This window comes from Acidovorax sp. 94 (genome assembly GCF_003634645.1).
Classification (GTDB): domain Bacteria; phylum Pseudomonadota; class Gammaproteobacteria; order Burkholderiales; family Burkholderiaceae_C; genus Acidovorax; species Acidovorax facilis.
Map to the genome: position 1 here is coordinate 3,172,932 of NZ_RBJA01000001.1, position 20,657 is coordinate 3,193,588.

The window sequence follows — 20,657 nt, forward strand, 5'->3', positions numbered from 1 at the left end:
GCTCCTTAGATTTCCAGCACTTTGGGCTGCTGGGCGGTGTGGGGATGCTCAGCACCACCGTACACCTTGAGTTTCTTGATCATCGCGTAGCCAAGGGGGCCCTTGGGCAGCATGCCCTTGACAGCCTTTTCCAGCGCGCGGCCGGGGTGCTTGGCTTGCATGTCGCGGAAGTTCGTGGCCGTGATACCGCCGGGGTAACCCGAGTGGCGGTAGTACACCTTGTCCAGGGACTTGGTGCCGGTGACCTTGAGCTGGGCGGCGTTGATGATGACGATGAAGTCACCGGTATCGACGTGAGGCGTGTAAATGGCCTTGTGTTTGCCGCGCAAACGGAGAGCAACTTCGCTGGCTACTCGTCCGAGGACCTTGTCGGTCGCGTCAATCACAAACCACTCGTGCACAACCTCAGCGGGCTTTGCGCTGAAAGTAGTAGTCATGAGTTTTCTCTTCAAAAGAGGGTTTGGTGGGTCCTTTTCCACGGTCGGTGCTTCTCTGAAGGAAGCCTCTTAGGTGGCGTAAAGTCTTCGCCGCGGGACCACAAAAGCGCTGCGAAGCCCGCGATTATACGAATTTGCAGGCCTGTGGCGCAAGCCCGTAGCCGGAAAGCAGCCCACGGCCCCCTCGCCCACGGCTAATTGGGGGTCTGCCGGCGGCGCTGCTCGTCGGCTTCGTAGCGGCGGCGGTTCTCCACGCAGATGGGCTGGTTGGCCTGGGATGGCTTCTGGCATTCCTGGTGGATGCACATGGGGCGTGCGAGGAAATTGGCATCTGCACAGGCCTCTTGCGGGCTGGGCACACGCGGTGGTGGCGGGCGAGGCTTGGGCTCGGCCACCACAGGGGGCGGTGGCGGGGGCGGCTCCTCATGCACCACGATCGGGGTCGGAGCCGGCTCAGGGGCGGCCCGTCGCGCACGAGTGGGGGCGCGCGGAGCAGAAGCAGGAACCAGTGCTGGCGCAGGCATGGATGCAGCAGCCACCGTATCGCTCGCAGCGCCGTCCACAGCAGCAGAGGCCGCTGCGGCCGGGTCCTGCAGCGCCGTCTCCATCACTGCAGGCGGCGGCGCTGCGGGCGGCTCTGCCATCTCGGTGATGATGTCGTCCTGCGGCGCCTTGCTGCTCTGGGCCCAGCGCAGGCCGGCGGCAGAAACCACCACGGCCACCACAGCCACCCCGAGCCACACCAGCACCGGCGAGCGCCGCGTGGTTTTCACCGCCTTGCCGTGGGGGCGGGCGATCTCCCGCTCCAATGGCTGTGGCCGATGGTCGGATGCATGGCGGGTGGTGCTCCCCGGCTGGTGGCCGCCCGCAGGATCGTCGTAGCGGGAGTCATCGACCACCACCGTGTCTCCTGCGTCGATGAAGACCGTATCACCCGCATCGGCAGCCACAGTGTCCGGGCCGCCCAGCATCACGGTGTCTCCGCCAACATTCGCTTCGCCTGCGGGCGTGGCACGCCCTCCGGCATCGTGGGCCACTCCGTTCCCGGTGGCGCGTTGCGCCTGGGCGTGCATCTCTGCCATGATGCTGGGTGCTGAGGTCACATCCACCGTAGGCGTTACCAAGCCCGGGCCCGGCTGATCGGCAGGCTCCACCCAGATATCCCCCAGGTCGTTCCGGAAGTCGAAGTGCTCGCTCCCCTCCGGCGCGGACGTCATCTCCATGAGCTGCAGGAACGCGTCGATGCTCTGCGGCCGGTCCTCCGGCTTGAGCGCCAGCGACTGCGCGATCGCCGCCACGAAAGGCGCGGAATACTCCACGCCAAACTGGCGCTTGACGGTTCTGGCCACGCGGGAGAACGACACCATGCGATCGCGGATGGAGCGCAACGTTGCAGGCAGCGGCGTGTCGTTGCACAAGCAGCCATGCACCACCGCAGCCAGGGAATACAGGTCGCTCCACGGGCCCTGGCGCAGATCCTCGTCGCCATCGGAATATTGCTCTATGGGCGCGTAGTTGACCTTGAGGACGGCGGTGTGTTTGCGGTCCTGGTCGTTGATCGCGTGCCGGGCAGCGCCCAGGTCGAGCAGCACCGGGGGGCCGATGTCCTGCAGAAAAATGTTGTCGGGCGAAATATCCCGATGCAGGGTCTTACCGTCATGGAGCACCCGCAGGGCACCCAGCACCGACCACAGCACCTTGCGCAGCCAGATCTCGGGCGGCGGGGTGCGCATCTGGGCACGGGCCTGCTTGAAGGTCATACCGCTGTAGAGGGGCATGACCATGTAGGCCGTGTTGTTCGCCTCCCAGAAGCGGAACACCTTGACCAGCGAAGGGTGGTCAAACTGCGCCAGCAGGCGCGCCTCCCCCACAAAAGAGGCCAGCCCGGCCTGGAACGTTTGCTGGTCCGACGAGGATCTCACCCAGAGCGACTGGCCCTGCGCACGCCCCGCCAGCGCCGAAGGCATGTATTCCTTGATCGCAACGGCCCGGTGCAGGGAGTGGTCAAAGGCTTTGTAGACCATGCCGAACCCGCCAACCCCCAGGAGCGCAAGGATCTCGAACTCAGCGAGGCGGGTGCCTGGCGGCAGCGCATCCACATGGCTGACACCGCTGGCTGGGGCTTGGCTGGAACTTGCGATCATGGTGGAAAGGGTGTGGCGTGCGGGCTTGTTTCGACAGAGATTGTGGGTGAACGGGTGCCAACACCGCTCCAAACGCAATCATGAAGCATGCCAGCACGCGCTACAGAAACAAAAGGCTTCCCGTCTGCCAAAAAAGTTACACACCCTGGTCAGAGATACGCCGATTGTGCCGCGCCATGGTTCATTGCCGCCCCCAGCCCATGACAAATTCGCATGGAACCATGAACCGGCGTCTGGTGCCCGCCACCCAGTGCAGCCCCCCCTCGACCCGGCCCAGTGAGGCGACAGGGCGCACTCGTTACCATAGAGCCATGTTCAGTTATCGCCACGCCTTCCACGCAGGCAACCATGCCGATGTGCTCAAGCACACGGTCTTGATCGCCGCCTTGCAACACCTTACCGAGAAAGACGCGGCCCTCACCGTGCTGGACACGCATGCGGGCGCGGGCCTCTACCGGCTCGATGGCGACTACGCCAGCACCAGCGGCGAAGCTGCAGACGGCATCGTCCGCCTGTTTGCCCCCACGGCCCCAGCCCTCACGCCGGCCCTGCAGGCCTATGTGGACATGGTCCGCGCCTTCAACCAGGGCAACACGCTGCGGGTTTACCCAGGCTCCCCGTTCATCACCCAGCGCCTGTTGCGCGACCACGACAAACTCAAGCTCTTTGAGCTGCATCCCACCGACCTGCGCGCCCTGGCGGGCAACGTGGCCCAGCTCGAAGCAGGCCGCCAAGTGGCCGTGCTGCACGAAGACGGGTTCGAAGGGATCAAGAAATTCCTGCCTCCACCGGCCCGCCGCGCTTTGGTACTGTGCGATCCCAGCTATGAAATCAAGAGCGACTATGCCAAGGTGCTCGATATGGCGGCGGATTCGCTCAAGCGCTTTGCCACCGGCACGTACGCCTTTTGGTACCCCATCATCCCGCGCCCCGAGGCGCACGACCTGCCTCGCCGCCTCAAGACCCTGGCCACCAAGGCAGGCAAAAGCTGGCTGCATGCCACGCTGACCGTCAAGAACAGCAAGCTCACCGAAAACGCTGCTGGCGACGTCAAGCGCCCAGGCTTGCCAGCCAGTGGCATGTTTCTGATCAACCCGCCCTTCACCCTGAAAGCCGCGCTCAAAACCGCACTGCCACAAATGGTGGAATTGCTGGCCCAGGACAAACACGCCACGCACACCCTGGAATCAGGCGGCTGATGCGTCCAAGTGGCGGGTCGTTCTTACGGCCCATCCGCCCCCACGTCCTCACTCTTCAGGGCAGGTCGATTCTCCATTGGCCACAGGAAACACCTCCACCGGCTTGAGCCCCAGACCGTGCAGCCCCAGGGCAATGGCTGCAGCGCGGCTCAAGTCCACGATCCGGCCCCGCGCATGGGGCCCCCGGTCATTCACGCGCACCACAACCCCTCGGCCCGTGATCTGGCTGCGCACACAGATGAATGTGCCAAAGGCCAGGGTGGGGTGCGCAGCGGTCATTGCGTGCATGTCAAACCGCTCACCACTGGCTGTCTTGCGCCGGTGAAACCCAGGCCCGTACCAGGACGCGAGTCCGGTCTCTGGCGCCACCTCGTACCGGCCAGACTCCCCCGAAGGCGCAGCCCATGGAGCGTCAATGGGCTCACCAAGAGGTTGCACCTCCTCATCCAGCAGCCCCGCCTCGGCCAACGCGGCATCCACGGCATTCGGGGTGGAGGGCTCTGCCGTGTTGCCGGCCCCCTCTGCCTGCGCAGCAGGCAACCACGCACAGTAGGCCGCAACCAGCAGGGGCAGCAGCCGCAGGTGGGCGCTAGCGCTTGCAGCGCTCCAGAAATGCTTCCTCAAACCGTCGCAGATCGTTTTTCTCTCCATCCGTCAAATCCGTTCTGGCGCGTTTGTTGGTAAGAATGCGGCGAGACTCGGCGCATTGCTGGGCGTGCCGCTCCTGCTGCTCCCTGGAAGCCTGTGCTGCGACCTGGGCAGACTTTTCGTCTTCCCGGCGCTGCTTGTCGCGGTGGCGGCGCTCCGCCGAAAGCCGTGAGTACGCATCCTGCTCCTCCTCCCGGCAATCGCGCCGGTATTCGCGCCGCATTCCTTCCACCACATCGGCCTTGATGCCCCGGCCATACGCTCCCCGGATGTTTTCATCCAGGGCCCGGCAGCGCGCGCTCAGATACTGATGGTGGTCCGGGGTTTCGGGCGATGACCGCACCGGCGAATAGCTGTCATAACGTGGCGATGAATATTGCGCCGGGGCAGGCCCCGCCACAGCGGCTGTGGTGCGGGCACCGTCAGGACATGGCCGCGACAGGACAAAGGTGTTCCCGCTATCGTCCCGGCAGTGGTAGCGGGTCTGCGCCTGAACGCCCGACATGCCCAACACCCACACACACAGCGCACACCATACCGCCACCCCAGCTCGTTCCATGACCACCATCCCCCTGCAAATGTTGCAAAGTGCTAATGGTAGCCAAGCCGTGGTCGTCAGATCCCCAGGCGGCGGCAGATTTCCAGAGTGGCCGCACTCTGGTTCATGGTGTAGAAATGCAGTGCGGGCACGCCCGCGCTGCGCAGCTGGTCACACAGATCGGTCACCACATCCAGCCCAAAGGCCTTGATGCTGGCCGTGTCGTCGCCAAACGCCTGCAGGCGCAGGCGTATCCAACGGGGAATCTCGGCACCGCAGGCGTCCGAGAAACGCATCAGCTGCGTGGAGCTTCCGATGGGCATGATGCCCGGCACCACAGGCACGTTGGCGCCCAGGCGCTGTGTGTCTTCCACAAAGCGGAAATACGCATCGCTGTTGTAGAAATACTGGGTGATGGCCGAGTCCGCACCCGCCTGCACCTTGGCGATGTAGGCGTTCAGGTCTGCCTCGGGCGACTTGGCCTGGGGATGCACCTCGGGGTAGGCGGCCACTTCGATGTGGAAATCCCGGCCCGTCTCCGCGCGGATGAAGGCCACCAGGTCACTGGCGTACTGAAACTCCCCGCCCGCGCCGTAGCCGCTGGGCAGATCGCCGCGCAGCGCCACCAGGCGTTTGACGCCCATGGCCTTGAGCGTGGCGAGCTGCTCGCGCACGGACTGGCGTGTGGCACCAATGCACGAGAAGTGCGAGGCGGCGCTCACACCTTCGGCCAGGATTTCACGCACCGTGCCGAAAGTGCCCTCCTGCGTGGAGCCACCGGCGCCGTAGGTCACCGAGCAGAAATCCGGGTGCAGCGCATACAGCTGCTGGCGCGCAGCCCGCAGCTTGTCCGCACCTTCGGGCGTCTTGGGCGGAAAAAATTCAAAACTCACCGGAAAACCGGTGCCCTGGGCATTGGCAGCAATCATGGTGCCCTCCTCGCATAAACAAAAAATTCATGGTTGCCGTCGCCGCCCTGGATGGGGCTTTCGAGCCAGGCCTGTACGGCCAGACCCAGTTCGGCGCAGCAGTCGCGGATGCGTTTTTCCACCACGGCATACAGGGCGGCATCCCGCACCACACCGCCCTTGCCCACCTGGCCCGGCTGCAGTTCAAACTGCGGCTTGACCAGCATGAGCAGGTGGCCGTCAGGGCGCAGGAATGCGGCAATGGCGGGCAGCACCAGGGTCAGCGAGATGAAGGACAGATCCCCCGTCACCAGATCGAACGCCGGTGTCGTGTCCACCCCCGCGCATTCGGCGCGGCGTCGGCGCTGGACGGGCAGTGTGCCCTGCGCGCGGGCTTCGGCGCGCTGGGCGCGCTCGGACTTGAAGGCTTCGATGTCCTGGTCCTTGGCGTCGCCGCTATCGTCGTAGGCTTCGTCCACCAGGCCGCCGTTGCGCATCCAGCTGTAGGGCGCCTCGGGCTGGGTTTCGTTGTCTTCGTCGGCTTCGACGACTTCAGAGAGCGCCAGCTCGCAGGCTTCCTGCAGCGCCTGGGCGGTCAGCGAGCGCGCGTTCACGCCCTCCACGCAGACCACACGCAGATCGCTGCGCAGCCGCTCGTGCAGCTGGCCATGGCCCACGTCCACACCGATGACCTGCGCTGCGCCCTGCTGCAGCAGGCAATCGGTAAAGCCGCCGGTGCTCTGCCCCACATCCAGGCAGCGCAGCCCGGCCACGGACAGCCCCGTGGCCAACAAGGCGCCTTCCAGCTTGAGGCCGCCGCGCGAGATGTACTTGGCCTCGGCATCGTCCAGCAGCTTCACCTCGGCCACGGACGGGATGTCATCGCCGTTCTTGGTCACCTTCTGCCAGGGCGCCAGGGGTGACAGACGCCACTCCACGCCCGCAGCAATCAGCCGCTGCGCTTGCGAGCGCGTGGCCGCATGGCCCGCTTCCACCAAAAATACATCTGCACGCATGGCGCTCATCCTTTAAGAGTCAAATCAGCCTCCAGCGCTTATCCATAAAGCGCAAGCAGCTATCACAATAGTAGCAACCACGATGCAGTGATCCACCAGCGCCCCGGCGGCACGCCGCCAAGGCGCGCAATGCGCCTGGGGCGCGGGATCAATAGCGGTAGGTGTCCGGCTTGTACGGGCCTTGCTTGGGCACGCCAATGTAGGCGGCCTGCTCGTCGGTCAGCTCGGTCAGCATGGCGCCCACCTTCTTGAGGTGCAGACGGGCCACCTTTTCGTCCAGGTGCTTGGGCAACACGTAGACCTTGCCGTTTTCGTAGTAGTCGCTGTGGGTGAACAGCTCGATCTGGGCAATGGTCTGGTTGGCAAAGCTCGACGACATCACAAAGCTCGGGTGGCCCGTGCCGCAGCCCAGGTTCACCAGGCGGCCCTTGGCCAGCAGGATGATGCGCTTGCCGTCCGGGAAGATCACGTGGTCCACCTGGGGCTTGATCTCTTCCCACTCGTACTGCTCCAGCGACGCCACCTGGATCTCGTTGTCGAAGTGGCCGATGTTGCAGACGATGGCCTGGTCCTTCATGGCCAGCATGTGCTCGTGGCGGATCACGTCCTTGTTGCCGGTGGTGGTCACGAAGATATCGGCCTTGTCGGCAGCGTATTCCATCGTCACGACCTTGTAGCCTTCCATCGCGGCCTGCAGGGCGTTGATGGGGTCGATCTCGGTCACCCACACCTGGGCGCTCAGTGCACGCAGGGCCTGGGCGCTGCCCTTGCCCACGTCGCCGTAGCCGGCCACCACGGCCACCTTGCCAGCGATCATCACGTCGGTGGCGCGCTTGATGCCGTCCACCAGCGATTCACGGCAACCGTACAGGTTGTCGAACTTGCTCTTGGTTACCGAGTCGTTCACGTTGATGGCGCGGAACATCAGCGAGCCCTTGGCCGACATTTCCTTCAAGCGGTGCACGCCGGTGGTGGTTTCTTCGGTCACGCCGATGATCTGGGCGCTCTTGCGGCTGTACCAGGTCGGGTCCTCAGCCAGCTTGGCCTTGATGGAGGCAAACAGGCAGGTCTCTTCTTCGCTGGTGGGGTTGGCGATCAGCGAGGCGTCCTTTTCGGCGCGCTTGCCCAGGTGCATCAGCAGCGTGGCATCGCCGCCGTCGTCCAGGATCAGGTTGGGGCCTTCGCCTTCGGTGCCGGCGGGGCCAAAGTCAAAAATGCGGTGGGTGTAGTCCCAGTATTCGGCCAGGGTCTCGCCCTTGATGGCAAACACGGGCGTACCGGCGGCAGCAATGGCGGCGGCGGCGTGGTCTTGCGTGGAGAAAATATTGCAAGAAGCCCAGCGCACCTCAGCGCCCAGGGCCTGCAGCGTCTCGATCAGCACGGCGGTCTGAATCGTCATGTGCAGCGAGCCCGTGATGCGGGCGCCCTTGAGCGACTGCTTGGGCGCGAATTCCTCGCGGATGGCCATGAGGCCGGGCATCTCGGTTTCGGCGATGCGGATTTCTTTGCGGCCCCATGCGGCCAGGCCGATATCGGCAATGATGCAGTCGGTGTTGACCGGGGCGTTGACGCGTGCGTTCATGATGGTTTCTTGCTCCAAAGCATGTTTGAAAAACCACTGGTCGCGGGAGTGAAAAAGCTCACCACACGAGAAGTGGATGAGCGTCGTTGCTAGATGACTCCGAGCCTCACGCCCCGCCTGTGCTGGGGACGCTGCAACGCTCCTCGGATCGACGGATTATAAAAGCAAGTGCATTCCCCGCACCATGCCCCGGGATGAATCCGTCCTCGGCCTTGCACGGAACAGTAAAATCCCGCCACTGCCGCCCCTGCGTCCCACGCCGGTCCCGGCCCGAAGATTCTTGCGCAGGGCGCCCTGCCCCGCACCCATCCCATTCAGGAACCCCCTGTGTCCTACGCCCCAGAAACCCGGCGCCGCCGCACCTTTGCCATCATTTCCCACCCCGACGCGGGTAAGACGACGCTGACGGAAAAGCTGCTGCTGTTCTCGGGCGCGATCCAGATCGCAGGCGCCGTGAAGGGCCGCAAGGCCAGCCGCCACGCCACCTCCGACTGGATGGAAATCGAAAAGCAGCGCGGCATCTCGGTGGCCAGCTCGGTCATGCAGATGCTCTATCGCGAGCACGTCATCAACCTGCTCGACACGCCCGGCCACAAGGACTTCTCGGAAGACACCTACCGCGTGCTCACCGCCGTGGACTCGGCCCTGATGGTGATCGACGCGGCCAACGGTGTGGAAGCACAGACCCGCCGCCTGATCGAGGTTTGCCGCCAGCGCGATACGCCCATCATCACCTTCGTGAACAAGATGGACCGCGAAGTGCGCGACCCACTGGACATCATGGACGAGGTGGAGCGCGAGCTGGGCATGCCCTGCTGCCCCATGACCTGGCCCGTGGGCCAGGGCAAGAGCTTTGGCGGCATCATCAACCTGCGTACCAAGACCATGACGGTGTTCGAGTCCGGCAGCGAACGCCGCCCACAGGACTTCGAGGCCATCCCCTTGTCGGACGAGGCGACTCTGCGCGCACGCTTTGGCGCCGAGTTCGACGCCGCGCTGGAGAGCATGGAACTGGCCGTGGGCGCATCGCCCGCGTGGGACCATGAAGCCTTCCTGGCTGGCAAGCTCACCCCCGTGTTCTTCGGCTCCGGCGTGAACAACTTCGGGGTGATGGAAGTGCTCGATGCCCTGGTGGACATGGCCCCGCCCCCTGGCCCCCGCGTGAGCACGCTCGAAGTGAACAAGCAGCCCGTGGTGAAGACCATCCAGCCCGAAGACGAAGGCTTTGCCGGGGTGGTGTTCAAGGTGCAGGCCAACATGGATGCCAACCACCGCGACCGCATCGCCTTTGTGCGCGTGGCCTCGGGCAAATACACGCCGGGCATGAAGCTCAAGGTGCAGCGCACCTCCAAGGAGCTGCGCCCCACCAGCGTGGTGACCTTCATGTCGCAACGCCGCGAGGCCGTCGAAGAAGCCTACGCAGGCGACATCATTGGCTTTACCACCCATGGCGGCGTGCAGCTGGGCGACACCATCACCGATGGTGCCAACCTGCAGTTCACCGGCCTGCCGTTCTTCGCGCCAGAAATGTTCATGACCGTGGTGCTCAAGAACCCACTGCGCACCAAACAGCTCCAGCAGGGCCTGGCCCAGCTGGGCGAGGAAGGCGCGATCCAGGTCTTCAAGCCCGACGCAGGCGGCAACATGCTGCTGGGCGCCGTGGGCCAGCTGCAGTTTGAAGTGGTGCAGCACCGCCTCAAGGCCGAGTACGACGCCGACGTGCGCCTGGAAGGCTGCCAGTACACCGGCGCGCGCTGGATCACCGCCGACAACGCAGCCGACCTGCGCGCGTTCACCGACGCCTACCCGCTGCGGCTGGCGCACGACGCGGCCGACACGCTGGCCTACCTGTGCACCAGCCCGTATGACGTGCGCCTGGCGCAAGAGCGGTTTCCGAAGATCCATTTCCACCCGCTGCGCGAGCATGCGGGGTTGGCGCTGCAGGGCGCATAGCCCGCACAAGAGGGGGAAATTCTTGCGCAGTCAGCCGATCAATTTCTCCACGGCGCCGCTTTGCACCAGGACTGGCATCGGCTCCACCATTTCCGCACTGGCCCTGGTCGGTGCGGACTGGCTGCTGCTGAAGACTTTGACCAGAGGGCGTGATGTGCCTAGACATCATGGTCGCCGCCCCTCGACTAGGCGGCCGGTCTCCCACATCGTAGGTTGCGTCCAAGGACGTAGAGCTACATGCTGTGACTTGCGTCGTCAGCAACAAGGAGACCGACCATGCAAGAGAGTAGCAAGATTCACGTGGGATTGGACGTCCACAAAGACAGCATCAGCATCGCAGCGGCCGAGCCCGGGCGCATGCCTGGGCGCCTGATAGGCAAGGTCACGCACGATGTGAACAAGCTGTTCAAGGTGTTGACCAAGGTCGGCAACGCCGATCAGCTGCACATCGTGTACGAGGCCGGGCCTACCGGCTTTGGCCTTCAGCGCGCCTTGCAAAGCAAGGGTTACCTGTGCGAGATCATTGCCCCCTCGCAGATCCCGCGCCGCCCGGGAGACAGGATCAAGACCGACGGGCGCGACTGCGTTCAATTGGCCGAGTGCTCTCGCGCTGGCCAGTTGAGCGCCGTGTGGATCCCCGACCCAGAGGACGAAGCGATCCGCGACCTGTCGCGGGCGCGCGAAGACGCGGTCAACACTCGCGTGCAGGCCCGCCACCAACTCAAGGGGTTCTTGCTGCGCCACGACGTGCGCTACACCGGCAAAACTTCGTGGTGCGGCGCCTACTACCGCTGGCTGGGAACACTGAACTTCGGTGCTGGCGCCACGCAGACGGCATTTACCGAATACTGGCAAGCCGTGACGGCAGCAGATGACCGTGTGGACCGGCTGACGAAGGCGCTACAGGCCTCGATCACTGGCTGGCGCTTTGAGCCCGTGGTGGCTGCGCTGCAGGCGCTGCGTGGTATTGCCGCGATCACGGCGATTGGTCTGGTGGCAGAGATTGGAGATCTGGGGCGCTTTGCGCATCCCCGCAAGCTCATGGGGTATCTCGGCCTGGTTCCCGCGGAGCACTCCAGTGGTCAGCGCACGAGCCGGGGCAGCATCACCAAGACAGGCAACGCACACGCCCGGCGGCTGCTGACCGAAGCTGCCTGGAACTACCGCTTCAAGGCGCGCATCGGCAAACAAGCGCAGATCAGGCAACAAGATCTGTCCGAGCCGATACGAAGGATGGCATGGACAGCGCAGTTGCGACTGACACAGCGCTTCGCGGCGTTGAGTGCACGTGGCTTGCAGGCCAACAAAGCCTGCATCGCCGTCGCAAGAGAGTTGGCAGGCTTCATCTGGGCCATCGGCATGCAGGCGCAGCGCGAGCAAGGCCAAACCATCTGAAAGAAAAGAGGCAGGACAAGCAAGCAGCAGGATCGATCTGGCGATGCGATACGGGCCACGATAGGGCAACCCTCGAGACTCCTACCAGGGCACCGCAAGGCAGATCCCCGACGCTAGAGCGAGGCAGGCCCACGACGAATCGATGAAGTGCTGGTAACCAATCCGCGGATATGAGTCTGATTCATCGTCGCTGCTAACGCTCGTGTCGCATCACCCGATTGATCCTGAGAGCACACCAAATGAGGCACTGACAGTATTGACAATGGCGACCATATGAGTGTGGGCAGCAGAAGGCATCGAAGCGAAACGTGCAAAAACCGGGGATCGCGTGGTGCTACCGACAAGCCCAGGGTGGGCCCCTGGGCGCAGGAGGTGGTACCACGCGGGACCGGTTTATCGCGCGTTGCAGCCGATGCGCCTTCTGCCGCCCGCACTCCTAGCCACTACACGCCTGCAGCGCTCAACTTCCTGCGTCATTGGCAATGGACGCTCCAGCATTGAAAGCCGCGCGCCACGCGCTGCGCGAACACATCGACCGCCATCCCTGGATCGAGTGTCTCAGCGCCACACTGCTTCTGTCTCTGCTCACCCTGCTGGTGCATGGCGCATCACTCCAGGGATCTTGGCGCTGGGATGACGGCGCTCACCTGAGCTACGCCGCCCAATACACACCCTGGCAATATTTCTTGGAGCCCCACGTTGCCCAAGGGCACTCCAGTGCCAATGTCGCTCCATGGAACCTGCTGTTCTACGACATCAACCTGAGCTTGTTCGGCATGGCCGCCGCTGGCCACTACGCGCACTTGCTGCTGCTCGTGGGGCTGGGAGCCGCGTTGTTCTATGCCGTGTTGCGAGAGTGGGTGGAGCCCCTGCCCGCGCTGATCGGCGCCGTTGCGCTGTTGCTTGGCAAGCCCACTGCCCACATCGCGGCGGGCCTGATGCATGGGCACTATGCGACCGGCTTCGTGTTCGCCATGCTGTCGATACTGGGCTGGACCCGGTATCTCAAAGGCGGGCGCGGATACTGGCTGGGGCTGTCGGCCCTGGCCTACCTGCTGGCGACTACCTGCAAGGAAGTCTATGTACCCCTGGTCGTCCTCTTGCCCTTCCTGCCCGTGGGCACGCGGCCGCAACGGGTGCGTGCACTGATACCGTTTGTGCTGATTGCACTGGTCTACATAGGGTGGCGCTACCTGCTACTTGGGCGCCTCGTGGGCGGCTACAGCCAGGGGGTTTTCGATGCCAGCGAGGCCCTGCGCCAGTTGCTCCGGGTTCCCAAATTGCTCCTCGGCTCCAAACCGCCCGGCAACATCCTTGCCGTTGTATTTCTCGGCCTTCTGTGCCTCGCGGCCGTGAAGCGCCGCCTCCATGCGCCTGTGTTCTTCGTGTCCTTGGGCATCGTCCTGCTGCCGCTGATACCGCTGACGGCCTTTCCGGGAATTCACAGTCCGGACCGTTACCTGTTCGTGCCGTGGGTGGCGTTTTCAGCCTGCCTGGCGGTCGTCTGGCCGCGAGAGACGCGCCCGGTTTTTGCCCTTGTCGGAGGCGCCGCGCTTGTTGCGGCCCTGGCAGGTGTGCATGCGCAGGAGAAACAGGCGCTCAGGCCCAACCTGGCGTATTGGGACACGCTGTATCGCTTTGCCCTGTCGCTCGACAAAGAGCGGCAGGCCATATTCGTAGTCCCAGAGTTCGGAGGCACCGATGATGGATACAAACGCTTTGTACTGACCCGCGCCAGAAACACCGCCGACCTGTTTGCGCCAAAGCCGCAGCCAGGCGATTTGCACGTCGTGGACGAAAAGGGCCGTGGCCTGGAACAGGTCCCATTGGCCACCCTGCAGCTATTCGAGTTCCGTGGCGGGGACATGGTGCCCATGCCCCCCGAAAGGGTCGCAGAGAAACTCCCGAGCCTAGCGCGTGGGCAACCTGCCCAAAGTGTCCGTTAGAAGCAGCCATCTCTTCGTGCACAGAAAAAGGTGCGAGCCCGAGCGACAGCCCTCCGCGACTTTCACCAACGCCCCCTCTCGCCATCCCTATGCCTTCTCGTTCCCCCATGCTTCCGTTGAGTACCTGGAATCCTCCCGCCCGCCTCGTCGGCCTGCTCACCGACATCGACGACACGCTGACCACGGAGGGGGTTGTGCCTGCGCACGTGGTGCAGGCGATGGAGTCGCTCAAGGCCCGGGGACTGGCCGTGATCCCCATCACGGGTCGCCCCGTAGGCTGGAGCGAGCCCTTTGCGGCAGCCTGGCCTGTGGATGCCATCGTGGCCGAGAATGGTGCTGTGGCCCTGCAGCGCTCTCTGGACAAGCGCGATGCGCTGTTAAAACGATATCAACAGGATGCAGCCACGCGCGCAGCCCATTTCGCCCGCATGCAGCAAGTGCTGGCTGACATCGAAGCCAGGGTGCCCGGTGCCCGCCGCGCGACCGACTCGCCCGGTCGCGAAACGGACATCGCCATCGACCACAGTGAGTTCACACACCTGCCCCAAGAGCGGATCGACCAATGCGTGGCGATCCTGCACGCCGCAGGCATGAACGCCACCGTGAGCAGCATCCACATCAACGGCTGGTTCGGGGCGCACAACAAGCTGGAGGGCGCGCGCTGGATCGTGCGCGAGTTGCTGGGACGCGACCTCGACGCGGAGATCGACCGCTGGGTGTATGTGGGCGACTCGACCAACGACCAGCTCATGTTCGAGCACTTCCCCCACAGCGTGGGGGTGGCCAACATCGCGCGCTTTGTGCCACAACTGCAGCACCTGCCGCGTTATGTGACCCAGGGCGAACGTGGCGCGGGGTTTGCCGAAGTGGCACGGGCGATCCTGGCGGGTCTGGATCGCGGCGGGAGCTGAGCCTGAAGCAGCCTTGGCCGAGAAATTTGAATAGAAATAGGCTCTTCTAGCGAATGCTAGTGATGCCTCTTTAATCGCGCCCCATGGCCCTGATCTTTAAGGTACGACGCCTTTGCGTCTGCCCCAGGAGAAGGCCATGCGACAGCAACAGATGACGCGCTTGATCCACAGCTTGCCCCAGCTGACGCACCACCAGCGCCAGCAACTGGCAAGCTCCCTGCAGGTGCTGCTCGATCACAGTCAAGCCATCGCCGTTGTAGAAGCGCACAGCGGCGGTTCCCGGGCTTGCCCGCATTGCAACAGTTCCCTGCTTGTCAAGAACGGCTCGGCCAATGGGCTTCAACGCTTCAAGTGCCGCCATTGCGCGCGCACCTTCAACGCCTTGACTGGAACACCGCTGGCGCGTTTGCATCTGCGGGACAAGTGGATGGGTCAGACACAAGCTTTGGGCGAAGGCCTCTCGCTCAATCAGGTGGCCCAGCGCCTGGGCGTGGCACAAAGCACCGCCTTTCGCTGGCGTCACCGCTTCCTGGCCTGCCCAAGCAACCAGCAGGCTCGCCAGCTTGTGGGCATTGCCGAGGCCGATGAGTCCTACTTCCTGGTCTCCTGCAAGGGTCAAAGAGGGTTGCTGCGCAAGGCCCGTCGCCGGGGAGGTAAAGCGCTGGCTGGCTGCAAGGGTTCGGAGTACACACCCGTACTGATGGCGCGAGACCGTGCGGGAGCAACGGTCAACCTCATCCTGGAGACGAACAAGGCCGTCAGTGTGCAAGCGGCACTCAAGCCCTTGTTGCCACCGGACACCATCCTGTGCACCGATGGCAGCGTCACTCTGGCCAGTGCAGCGCGGCTCTTGGGTGTGCAGCACCAGGCAGTGAACGTGAGCCGGGGCCAGCGGGTGAGCGGCCCCTGGCATGTGCAGAACGTCAATGCCTATGTCAGCAGGCTGCGCGGCTGGATGCAGCACTTCAAGGGCGTTGCAACGAAATACCTTGATTCGTACCTGGGGTGGTTCAGGTTGTTGGACCGATCAGGCCCGATGGGCCCACAGCCCGCGCTGGTGCTGGGTGCGGCCATGGGGAATCAAGACGTCACTAGCATTCGCTAGAAGAGCCTAGAAATACGGCCTAGCGCTTGATGGATATGCGCATATAGCTATATTTTTTATAGCATAACTTCACAATCCCACGCCCTTCTCAGGCCTTGAGGAAGATGTCCGTATCTGGCGCAAAGCAGGCGTGCAAGGGCAGCAGCGCCCCGCCCAGCGCGCGGGCGTCCGAGCCCATGGTGCCCAGCTCCAGCCGGGGCGGCTGGTGCAGGCCTTCCCAGTTGTAGTCGGCCAGCGCGTGGCGGGCGCTCTCGCACAGTGCCTGCAGCAGCTCGGGGGCTGCGGCGCCATCGACCACCACGGCATCCAGGTCCAAAAACGCCGTGGCCGAGACGATGCAGTGCGCCAGGCCCGCCGCAGCGCGCGCGATCCAGCCCCGGCTGTGTTCCAGCCACGGGGCCTGCAGCACACGCTTGTCGTAGGCGGCCATGGGGTCGAGGCCGTGTTCCCGAAAGCGCTGCTCCAGCTCCCACAGCGATGCCTGGCTGATGAGCTGTGCGGGGGCCTGGCCCGGCTGGGCGGGTGACAGCGGCAGCGAGGCCACCGCACCCGCGTTGCCATGCAGACCGCGATGCAGGTGCGAATTGATGACCAGCCCGCCGCCCACAAAGGTGTCCATGAACAGGTACAGAAAACTCGGGATGTCGCGCCCGCGCCCCTGCAGCAGCTCGGCCACGCAGGCGGCGGAGGTGTCCTTGGCAAAGCTCACGGGCAGCTCGGTCATCTGCTGCACCTGCTCGGCCAGGTCGATGTTATTCCAGGCTTCCGACTGCGCCTCGGTGAGCCCCAGCATGCGGTGCCAGCCGCCGAGCTGGAACGGCGCTGCCACGCCCACGCCCACCACGCGCGAGCGCAGCGGACCCAGGCCGTCGAGCAGCTGGTTCAGGTGCGTGCGGATGGCGGGCAACAGCACGTCGATGTCAGGGAAGGCGTAGTCGAGCACGATGCGCTCGCGCACATGGCCGGTGAAGTCCACCAGCAGCCAGTCGGCACTGCGGCGGCCGATCTTGATGCCGATGGCAAAGGCGCCGTCGGGGTTGAGACCAATGGGCACCGAAGGCTGGCCCACGCGGCCGCGCACGGGGGCTTCGCGGCGCAGCAACTGGTCTTCGTCGAGCCGGGCGGTGATCAAACCAATGGTCTGCGCCGTGAGGCCCGTGACCCGCGCCATCTCAGCCTTGGCCAGGCTGCCGTGGGTGCGCAGCGCCTGCAGTACCACGCGCTCGTTGAACTGGCGCAGCCCCACGTGGTTGGAGCCGCGCTGGCGCAGCAGCGCGGGGCTGGCGGCAGCGTTGTCAACGGCGGGTAGGGATGCGTCGGTGTCCAGCATGGTGATGAAACGATCAGGCGTTCAGAGTGTCGCCGATGACGCCCTTGCGCAGCAGGAAGTTGCCCCAGGGCTGCAGCTCGCCCGTCACCACGATGGCATAGGCCTTTTTGACGCGCTCGTAGAACGCAAAACGCTCCACGCCTTCGGCCTGCGCGCTGGCCACGCCCTCGCGTGCCAGTACGGCCATGGTTTCGCGCTGCAGGGCCGATCGGTAAGGCACCTCGGTGCCGCCCACCTGCATGTAGGCCACGGGGTGCGGCACGTCTTGCGCCAATGGCAGCACGCTGGCCACGGCCTGCACGGCGCGTGCCATGCCAATGCCGGGCAGGCGCAGCACAGGCTTGCCCGCGCCCAGGCTCATGGCGGTGAAGTTGGCGTCGGCCAGCACGATGGCGTCGTCGTGGCCCATCTCGGCCAGCACCTTGAGCAGGTCGGGGGTCAGCAGGGGATCAATGTTCTTCAGCATGGGGGCGTTTCAGGCAAGGCATTCAGCGGGCAGGTCAGACGCGGCCATGGCCCCCGTCATCACAGCCACGGTGTCGCTCATGCTGATCTTCTTGGGGTTGACGACGGCGGCGCGCTTGCCCAGACGGGCGATGTGGATGCGGTCGGCAATCTCGAACACATGGGGCATGTTGTGGCTGATGAGAATGACGGGCAGACCTTTGTCGCGCACGCGGCGGATGAGCTCCAGCACCATGTTGCCCTCCTTCACGCCGAGGGCGGCGGTGGGTTCATCCATGATGACAACATGGCGTGCAAACGCTGCGGCGCGCGCCACGGCCACGCACTGGCGCTGGCCGCCCGAGAGCGTCTCCACCGCCTGCGTCATGGAGCGGATGCCGACCTTGAGCTCGGCCATGCGGGCCACGCTTTCTTCGAGCATCTTTTTCTTGTCGAGCATGCGCAGCGCGCTGCCCAGCAGTCCGGGGCGGCGCAGTTCGCGACCCAGAAACAGGTTCTCGGCAATCGTCATGGCCGGGGCCACGGCCAGGTCTTGGTACACGGTTTCGATGCCCGCGCGGCGTGCGTCGATGGGGCTCTTGAACTGGATGCGCTGGCCGTCGAGCAGGATTTCGCCTTCGTCCGGCACGGTGGCGCCGGACAGCGCCTTGATCAGGCTCGACTTGCCCGCACCGTTGTCGCCGATCACGGCAAGGATCTCGCCTGCGCGCAGTTCAAAGTCAGCGCCATCCAGCGCAGTGACCTGCCCGTAGCGCTTGACCAGGCCCTTGGCCTGCATGACCAGCGGGGCGTTCGTGGTGTGTGTGGAGTTGGCCATGATCAACGCACTCCTTTGCGCGAGAGTTGGTCAGTGGCCACGGCCAGGATCACGAGGATGCCGGTGACCAGAATTTGGTAGACCGACGACACGCCCATCAGCGTGAGCCCGTTGCGGAACACGCCCACAATCAGCGCTCCCACCAGCGTGCCCAAAATCATGCCGCGCCCGCCAAACAGGCTGGTGCCGCCCAGCACCACGGCGCTGATGGCGTCGAGGTTCTCGGTCTGACCCGCATTCGGGTCACCCGCGCCGGTGCGGGCCACCGACAGTACCGATGCGATGCCGTAGAACAGGCCGGCCAGCACATACACGCCCAGCAGCACCTTGTCGGTGGCAATGCCGGTGAGGCGTGTGGCTTCGGGGCTGTTGCCCACGGCGTACACGTGGCGGCCGGGCGCGGTCTCGCGCAGCGCAAACCAGGTGACGAGGTACAGCGCCAGCATGAGCACCGCGCCCCAGACGATGGCGGTCTGCCCCAGCTGGAAGGTGTTGCCCAGTGCGGTCATGCCAGCGGGGATGTCCGTGATGGTCTGCGCGCCCGAGTACAGCTGCGTGGCGGCAAACGCGATGTTGAGCGTGCCCAGCGTGACGATGAAGGGCGGCAGCTTGATCTTGGTGACCAGCAGGCCGTTGATCAGGCCGAACAGCATGGTCACCGCCATGCCGCAGGCAATCGCCACGGGGGCCGAAAGGCCGTAGTCCGCCGCCATCTTGGTCATCACGATGCCGCCCAGCGCCATCACCATGCCACACGACAGATCAATGCCCGCCGTGAGGATGACCAGCGTCTGGCCAATTGCGATTACGGCCACGACCATGACCTGCTGCAGGATGAGCGCGAAGTTCTGCGCCGACAGGAAACGCTCGCTCTGCGTGGCAAAAAAGGCGCACGCCAGGATCAGCGCGATGAACGGCCCCAGCGTGGCCAGGGGCGGTAGTTTGGAAGCGGTCGAGGACATGGCGGCTCCGTGCGGGTGGACAAAGGGGGCGCTCAGAAAGCAGTTGACGGTTGGGAGCCGATCGCAAAACTCAGCGAAGCGGTTCTGGCTAGGCGCTGCGTCGCAGGCAGTACGGTAGTACGACAAGACGCAGCAACAACGCCAGAAGAGTTTTGAGAACGGCTCTTACTTGGCGCCCCAGCACAGGTCGGTGCCGGTCTTCACATCCTTGCTGTCCACGCCCGCCATGGGCTTGGCAGCGATCAGCGTCACGCCGGTGTCGGTGTAGCCGCTGACCTTCTTGCCGGTCTTGGCGTATTCCACGCCTGCCGCCACGCCCATGGCGGCCATGCGCAGTGGGTACTGCTGGCTGGTGGCGGCGATCACACCCTTGCCCACGTCGGCAATGCCCGCACAGCCACCGTCCACCGAGACGACGAGCACGTTCTTCTCCTTGCCTGCGGCCTTGAGCGCGTTGTAGGCACCGGCGGCAGCGGGCTCGTTGATGGTGTAGACGATGTTGATGTCAGGGTTCTTCTGCAAGCAGTTTTCCATGCCGGTCTGGCCCTTGGCGCGGTCGCCAAAGCTGTCGGCCATGCAGACCACTTCGGCGGGGCGCGACAACTCATTGCTCTTGGCATCGTTGGCCTGCAGACCAAAGCCCTTCAGGAAGCCGTTGTGCCGCTGTGCGCCCACGGGGTGGCCGGGGAACAGGTCCAGCGTGGCAATCACAGGCTTCTTGCCTGCAGCGGCGGCCTTGGCGTACTGGCCGATCAGCTCGCCCGCCTTGTAGTTGTCGGTGGCAAACAGCGCGTCCGTCGCATCCATGGGCTCGGTGGGGCTGTCGAGCGCAATCACCATCACGCCGCGCGCCTGCGCCTTCTTGATCGCGGGCACGATGGCCTTGGCGTCGCTGGGGGTGATGAGGATGGTCTTGGCACCTGCGGCGATCAGGTTCTCCATGGCCGTGACCTGGCCCGCGTTGTCGCCATCGGTCTTGCCTGCGGCCGACACCAGTTTGGCGCCCAGCTTCTTGGCCTCGGCCGTGGCGCCCTCTTTCATCTTCACGAAGAAGGGGTTGGTCTCGGTCTTGGTGATGAGGCCGATGACGGGCTCGGATGTCTGCGCCTGGGCCAGGCCGCAGGCCAGGGCGCCGGTGAGGGCAAGGGCAGAAAGCGCGAAGGCGGGGGTGCGTTGCATGGTGTTGTCTCCGGGTTGTGGGATGGCAGATTCCTGTCGGCCCCGTGCTGCGCGGCTGGCAGGTGAACCACTCTTGTCGGGTGGATGGGATCGAACTATAGTGGCCGGCGAGTTAATAAATC

At 64.5% G+C, this 20,657-nt stretch carries 18 protein-coding genes and 1 riboswitch; of the genes, 6 read left to right on the forward strand and 12 right to left on the reverse strand.

The genetic code is table 11. The features are described 5' to 3' along the window. Positions 1-5 precede the first annotated feature (5 nt). Together rplM and C8C94_RS14565 are read right to left on the reverse strand one after the other, a co-directional pair. Complete coding sequence (gene rplM / locus C8C94_RS14560) at positions 6-437, reverse strand: 50S ribosomal protein L13 (protein ID WP_008907237.1); 432 nt, start codon at positions 435-437, stop codon at positions 6-8. A 194-nt stretch (positions 438-631) separates the two neighbouring features. Beyond that, positions 632-2,581 (reverse strand): serine/threonine-protein kinase, encoded by a 1,950-nt coding sequence (locus tag C8C94_RS14565; RefSeq protein ID WP_121421224.1) that lies wholly within the window; start codon positions 2,579-2,581, stop codon positions 632-634. 311 nt (positions 2,582-2,892) lie between these two features. On the opposite strand from C8C94_RS14565, the gene C8C94_RS14570 reads away from it, so the two are divergent. After that, positions 2,893-3,780: a 23S rRNA (adenine(2030)-N(6))-methyltransferase RlmJ gene (locus tag C8C94_RS14570; RefSeq protein ID WP_055393092.1), complete on the forward strand. Its 888-nt coding sequence runs from the start codon at positions 2,893-2,895 to the stop codon at positions 3,778-3,780. A 48-nt stretch (positions 3,781-3,828) separates the two neighbouring features. On the opposite strand, the gene C8C94_RS14575 is transcribed toward C8C94_RS14570, so the two are convergent. The 5 genes from C8C94_RS14575 to ahcY all read right to left on the reverse strand — a co-directional run bounded on the left by C8C94_RS14575 (position 3,829) and on the right by ahcY (position 8,472). Then, positions 3,829-4,404, reverse strand: coding sequence for a septal ring lytic transglycosylase RlpA family protein (locus C8C94_RS14575; protein WP_228896090.1), 576 nt, complete (start codon positions 4,402-4,404; stop codon positions 3,829-3,831). Then, positions 4,370-4,933: a hypothetical protein gene (locus tag C8C94_RS14580; RefSeq protein WP_121422876.1), complete on the reverse strand. Its 564-nt coding sequence runs from the start codon at positions 4,931-4,933 to the stop codon at positions 4,370-4,372. The genes C8C94_RS14575 and C8C94_RS14580 overlap by 35 nt, the downstream gene beginning before the upstream one ends. A gap of 110 nt (positions 4,934-5,043) precedes the next feature. Further along, positions 5,044-5,895, reverse strand: coding sequence for a methylenetetrahydrofolate reductase [NAD(P)H] (metF, locus tag C8C94_RS14585; RefSeq protein WP_121421226.1), 852 nt, complete (start codon positions 5,893-5,895; stop codon positions 5,044-5,046). After that, a complete protein-coding gene (locus C8C94_RS14590; protein ID WP_121422877.1) occupies positions 5,892-6,890 on the reverse strand; it encodes a TlyA family RNA methyltransferase in 999 nt (332 codons plus the stop codon). Before C8C94_RS14590 ends, metF begins: the two co-directional genes overlap by 4 nt. 148 nt (positions 6,891-7,038) lie before the next feature. Next, positions 7,039-8,472: an adenosylhomocysteinase gene (ahcY, locus tag C8C94_RS14595; protein WP_121422878.1), complete on the reverse strand. Its 1,434-nt coding sequence runs from the start codon at positions 8,470-8,472 to the stop codon at positions 7,039-7,041. A gap of 71 nt (positions 8,473-8,543) precedes the next feature. Next, positions 8,544-8,623: riboswitch (S-adenosyl-L-homocysteine riboswitch) on the reverse strand. Positions 8,624-8,799: 176 nt separating this feature from the next. On the opposite strand from ahcY, the gene C8C94_RS14600 reads away from it, so the two are divergent. From C8C94_RS14600 to C8C94_RS14620, 5 genes are all read left to right on the forward strand, one after another. Further along, complete coding sequence (locus tag C8C94_RS14600) at positions 8,800-10,425, forward strand: peptide chain release factor 3 (RefSeq protein WP_055393087.1); 1,626 nt, start codon at positions 8,800-8,802, stop codon at positions 10,423-10,425. 276 nt (positions 10,426-10,701) lie between these two features. Further along, positions 10,702-11,820 carry an IS110 family transposase gene (locus C8C94_RS14605; protein WP_121419543.1) on the forward strand — a complete coding sequence of 373 codons (1,119 nt, stop codon included), beginning with the start codon at positions 10,702-10,704 and terminating at the stop codon, positions 11,818-11,820. A 482-nt stretch (positions 11,821-12,302) separates the two neighbouring features. Further along, on the forward strand, positions 12,303-13,766 hold the full coding sequence (locus C8C94_RS14610) for a hypothetical protein (RefSeq protein ID WP_147433266.1): 1,464 nt from the start codon (positions 12,303-12,305) through the stop codon (positions 13,764-13,766). Between the two features lie 107 nt (positions 13,767-13,873). Then, positions 13,874-14,677 (forward strand): HAD family hydrolase, encoded by an 804-nt coding sequence (locus tag C8C94_RS14615; protein ID WP_121421228.1) that lies wholly within the window; start codon positions 13,874-13,876, stop codon positions 14,675-14,677. A gap of 136 nt (positions 14,678-14,813) precedes the next feature. After that, positions 14,814-15,782, forward strand: coding sequence for an IS1595 family transposase (locus C8C94_RS14620; protein WP_082437481.1), 969 nt, complete (start codon positions 14,814-14,816; stop codon positions 15,780-15,782). Positions 15,783-15,870: 88 nt separating this feature from the next. On the opposite strand, the gene C8C94_RS14625 is transcribed toward C8C94_RS14620, so the two are convergent. The 5 genes from C8C94_RS14625 to C8C94_RS14645 all read right to left on the reverse strand — a co-directional run bounded on the left by C8C94_RS14625 (position 15,871) and on the right by C8C94_RS14645 (position 20,535). After that, positions 15,871-17,112: an ROK family transcriptional regulator gene (locus tag C8C94_RS14625; protein ID WP_121421229.1), complete on the reverse strand. Its 1,242-nt coding sequence runs from the start codon at positions 17,110-17,112 to the stop codon at positions 15,871-15,873. A gap of 13 nt (positions 17,113-17,125) precedes the next feature. Beyond that, the gene (locus tag C8C94_RS14630) at positions 17,126-17,578 is read right to left on the reverse strand and encodes an RbsD/FucU family protein (RefSeq protein ID WP_121421230.1); all 453 of its coding nucleotides are present in this window, start codon (positions 17,576-17,578) and stop codon (positions 17,126-17,128) included. 9 nt (positions 17,579-17,587) lie between these two features. Continuing rightward, positions 17,588-18,394, reverse strand: a complete 807-nt coding sequence (locus C8C94_RS14635) for an ATP-binding cassette domain-containing protein (RefSeq protein WP_121421231.1) — start codon at positions 18,392-18,394, stop codon at positions 17,588-17,590. 2 nt (positions 18,395-18,396) lie between these two features. Beyond that, on the reverse strand, positions 18,397-19,356 hold the full coding sequence (locus tag C8C94_RS14640) for an ABC transporter permease (protein WP_057270395.1): 960 nt from the start codon (positions 19,354-19,356) through the stop codon (positions 18,397-18,399). A gap of 165 nt (positions 19,357-19,521) precedes the next feature. Next, complete coding sequence (locus C8C94_RS14645; RefSeq protein WP_057270396.1) at positions 19,522-20,535, reverse strand: sugar ABC transporter substrate-binding protein; 1,014 nt, start codon at positions 20,533-20,535, stop codon at positions 19,522-19,524. Between the last annotated feature and the right edge of the window lie 122 nt (positions 20,536-20,657).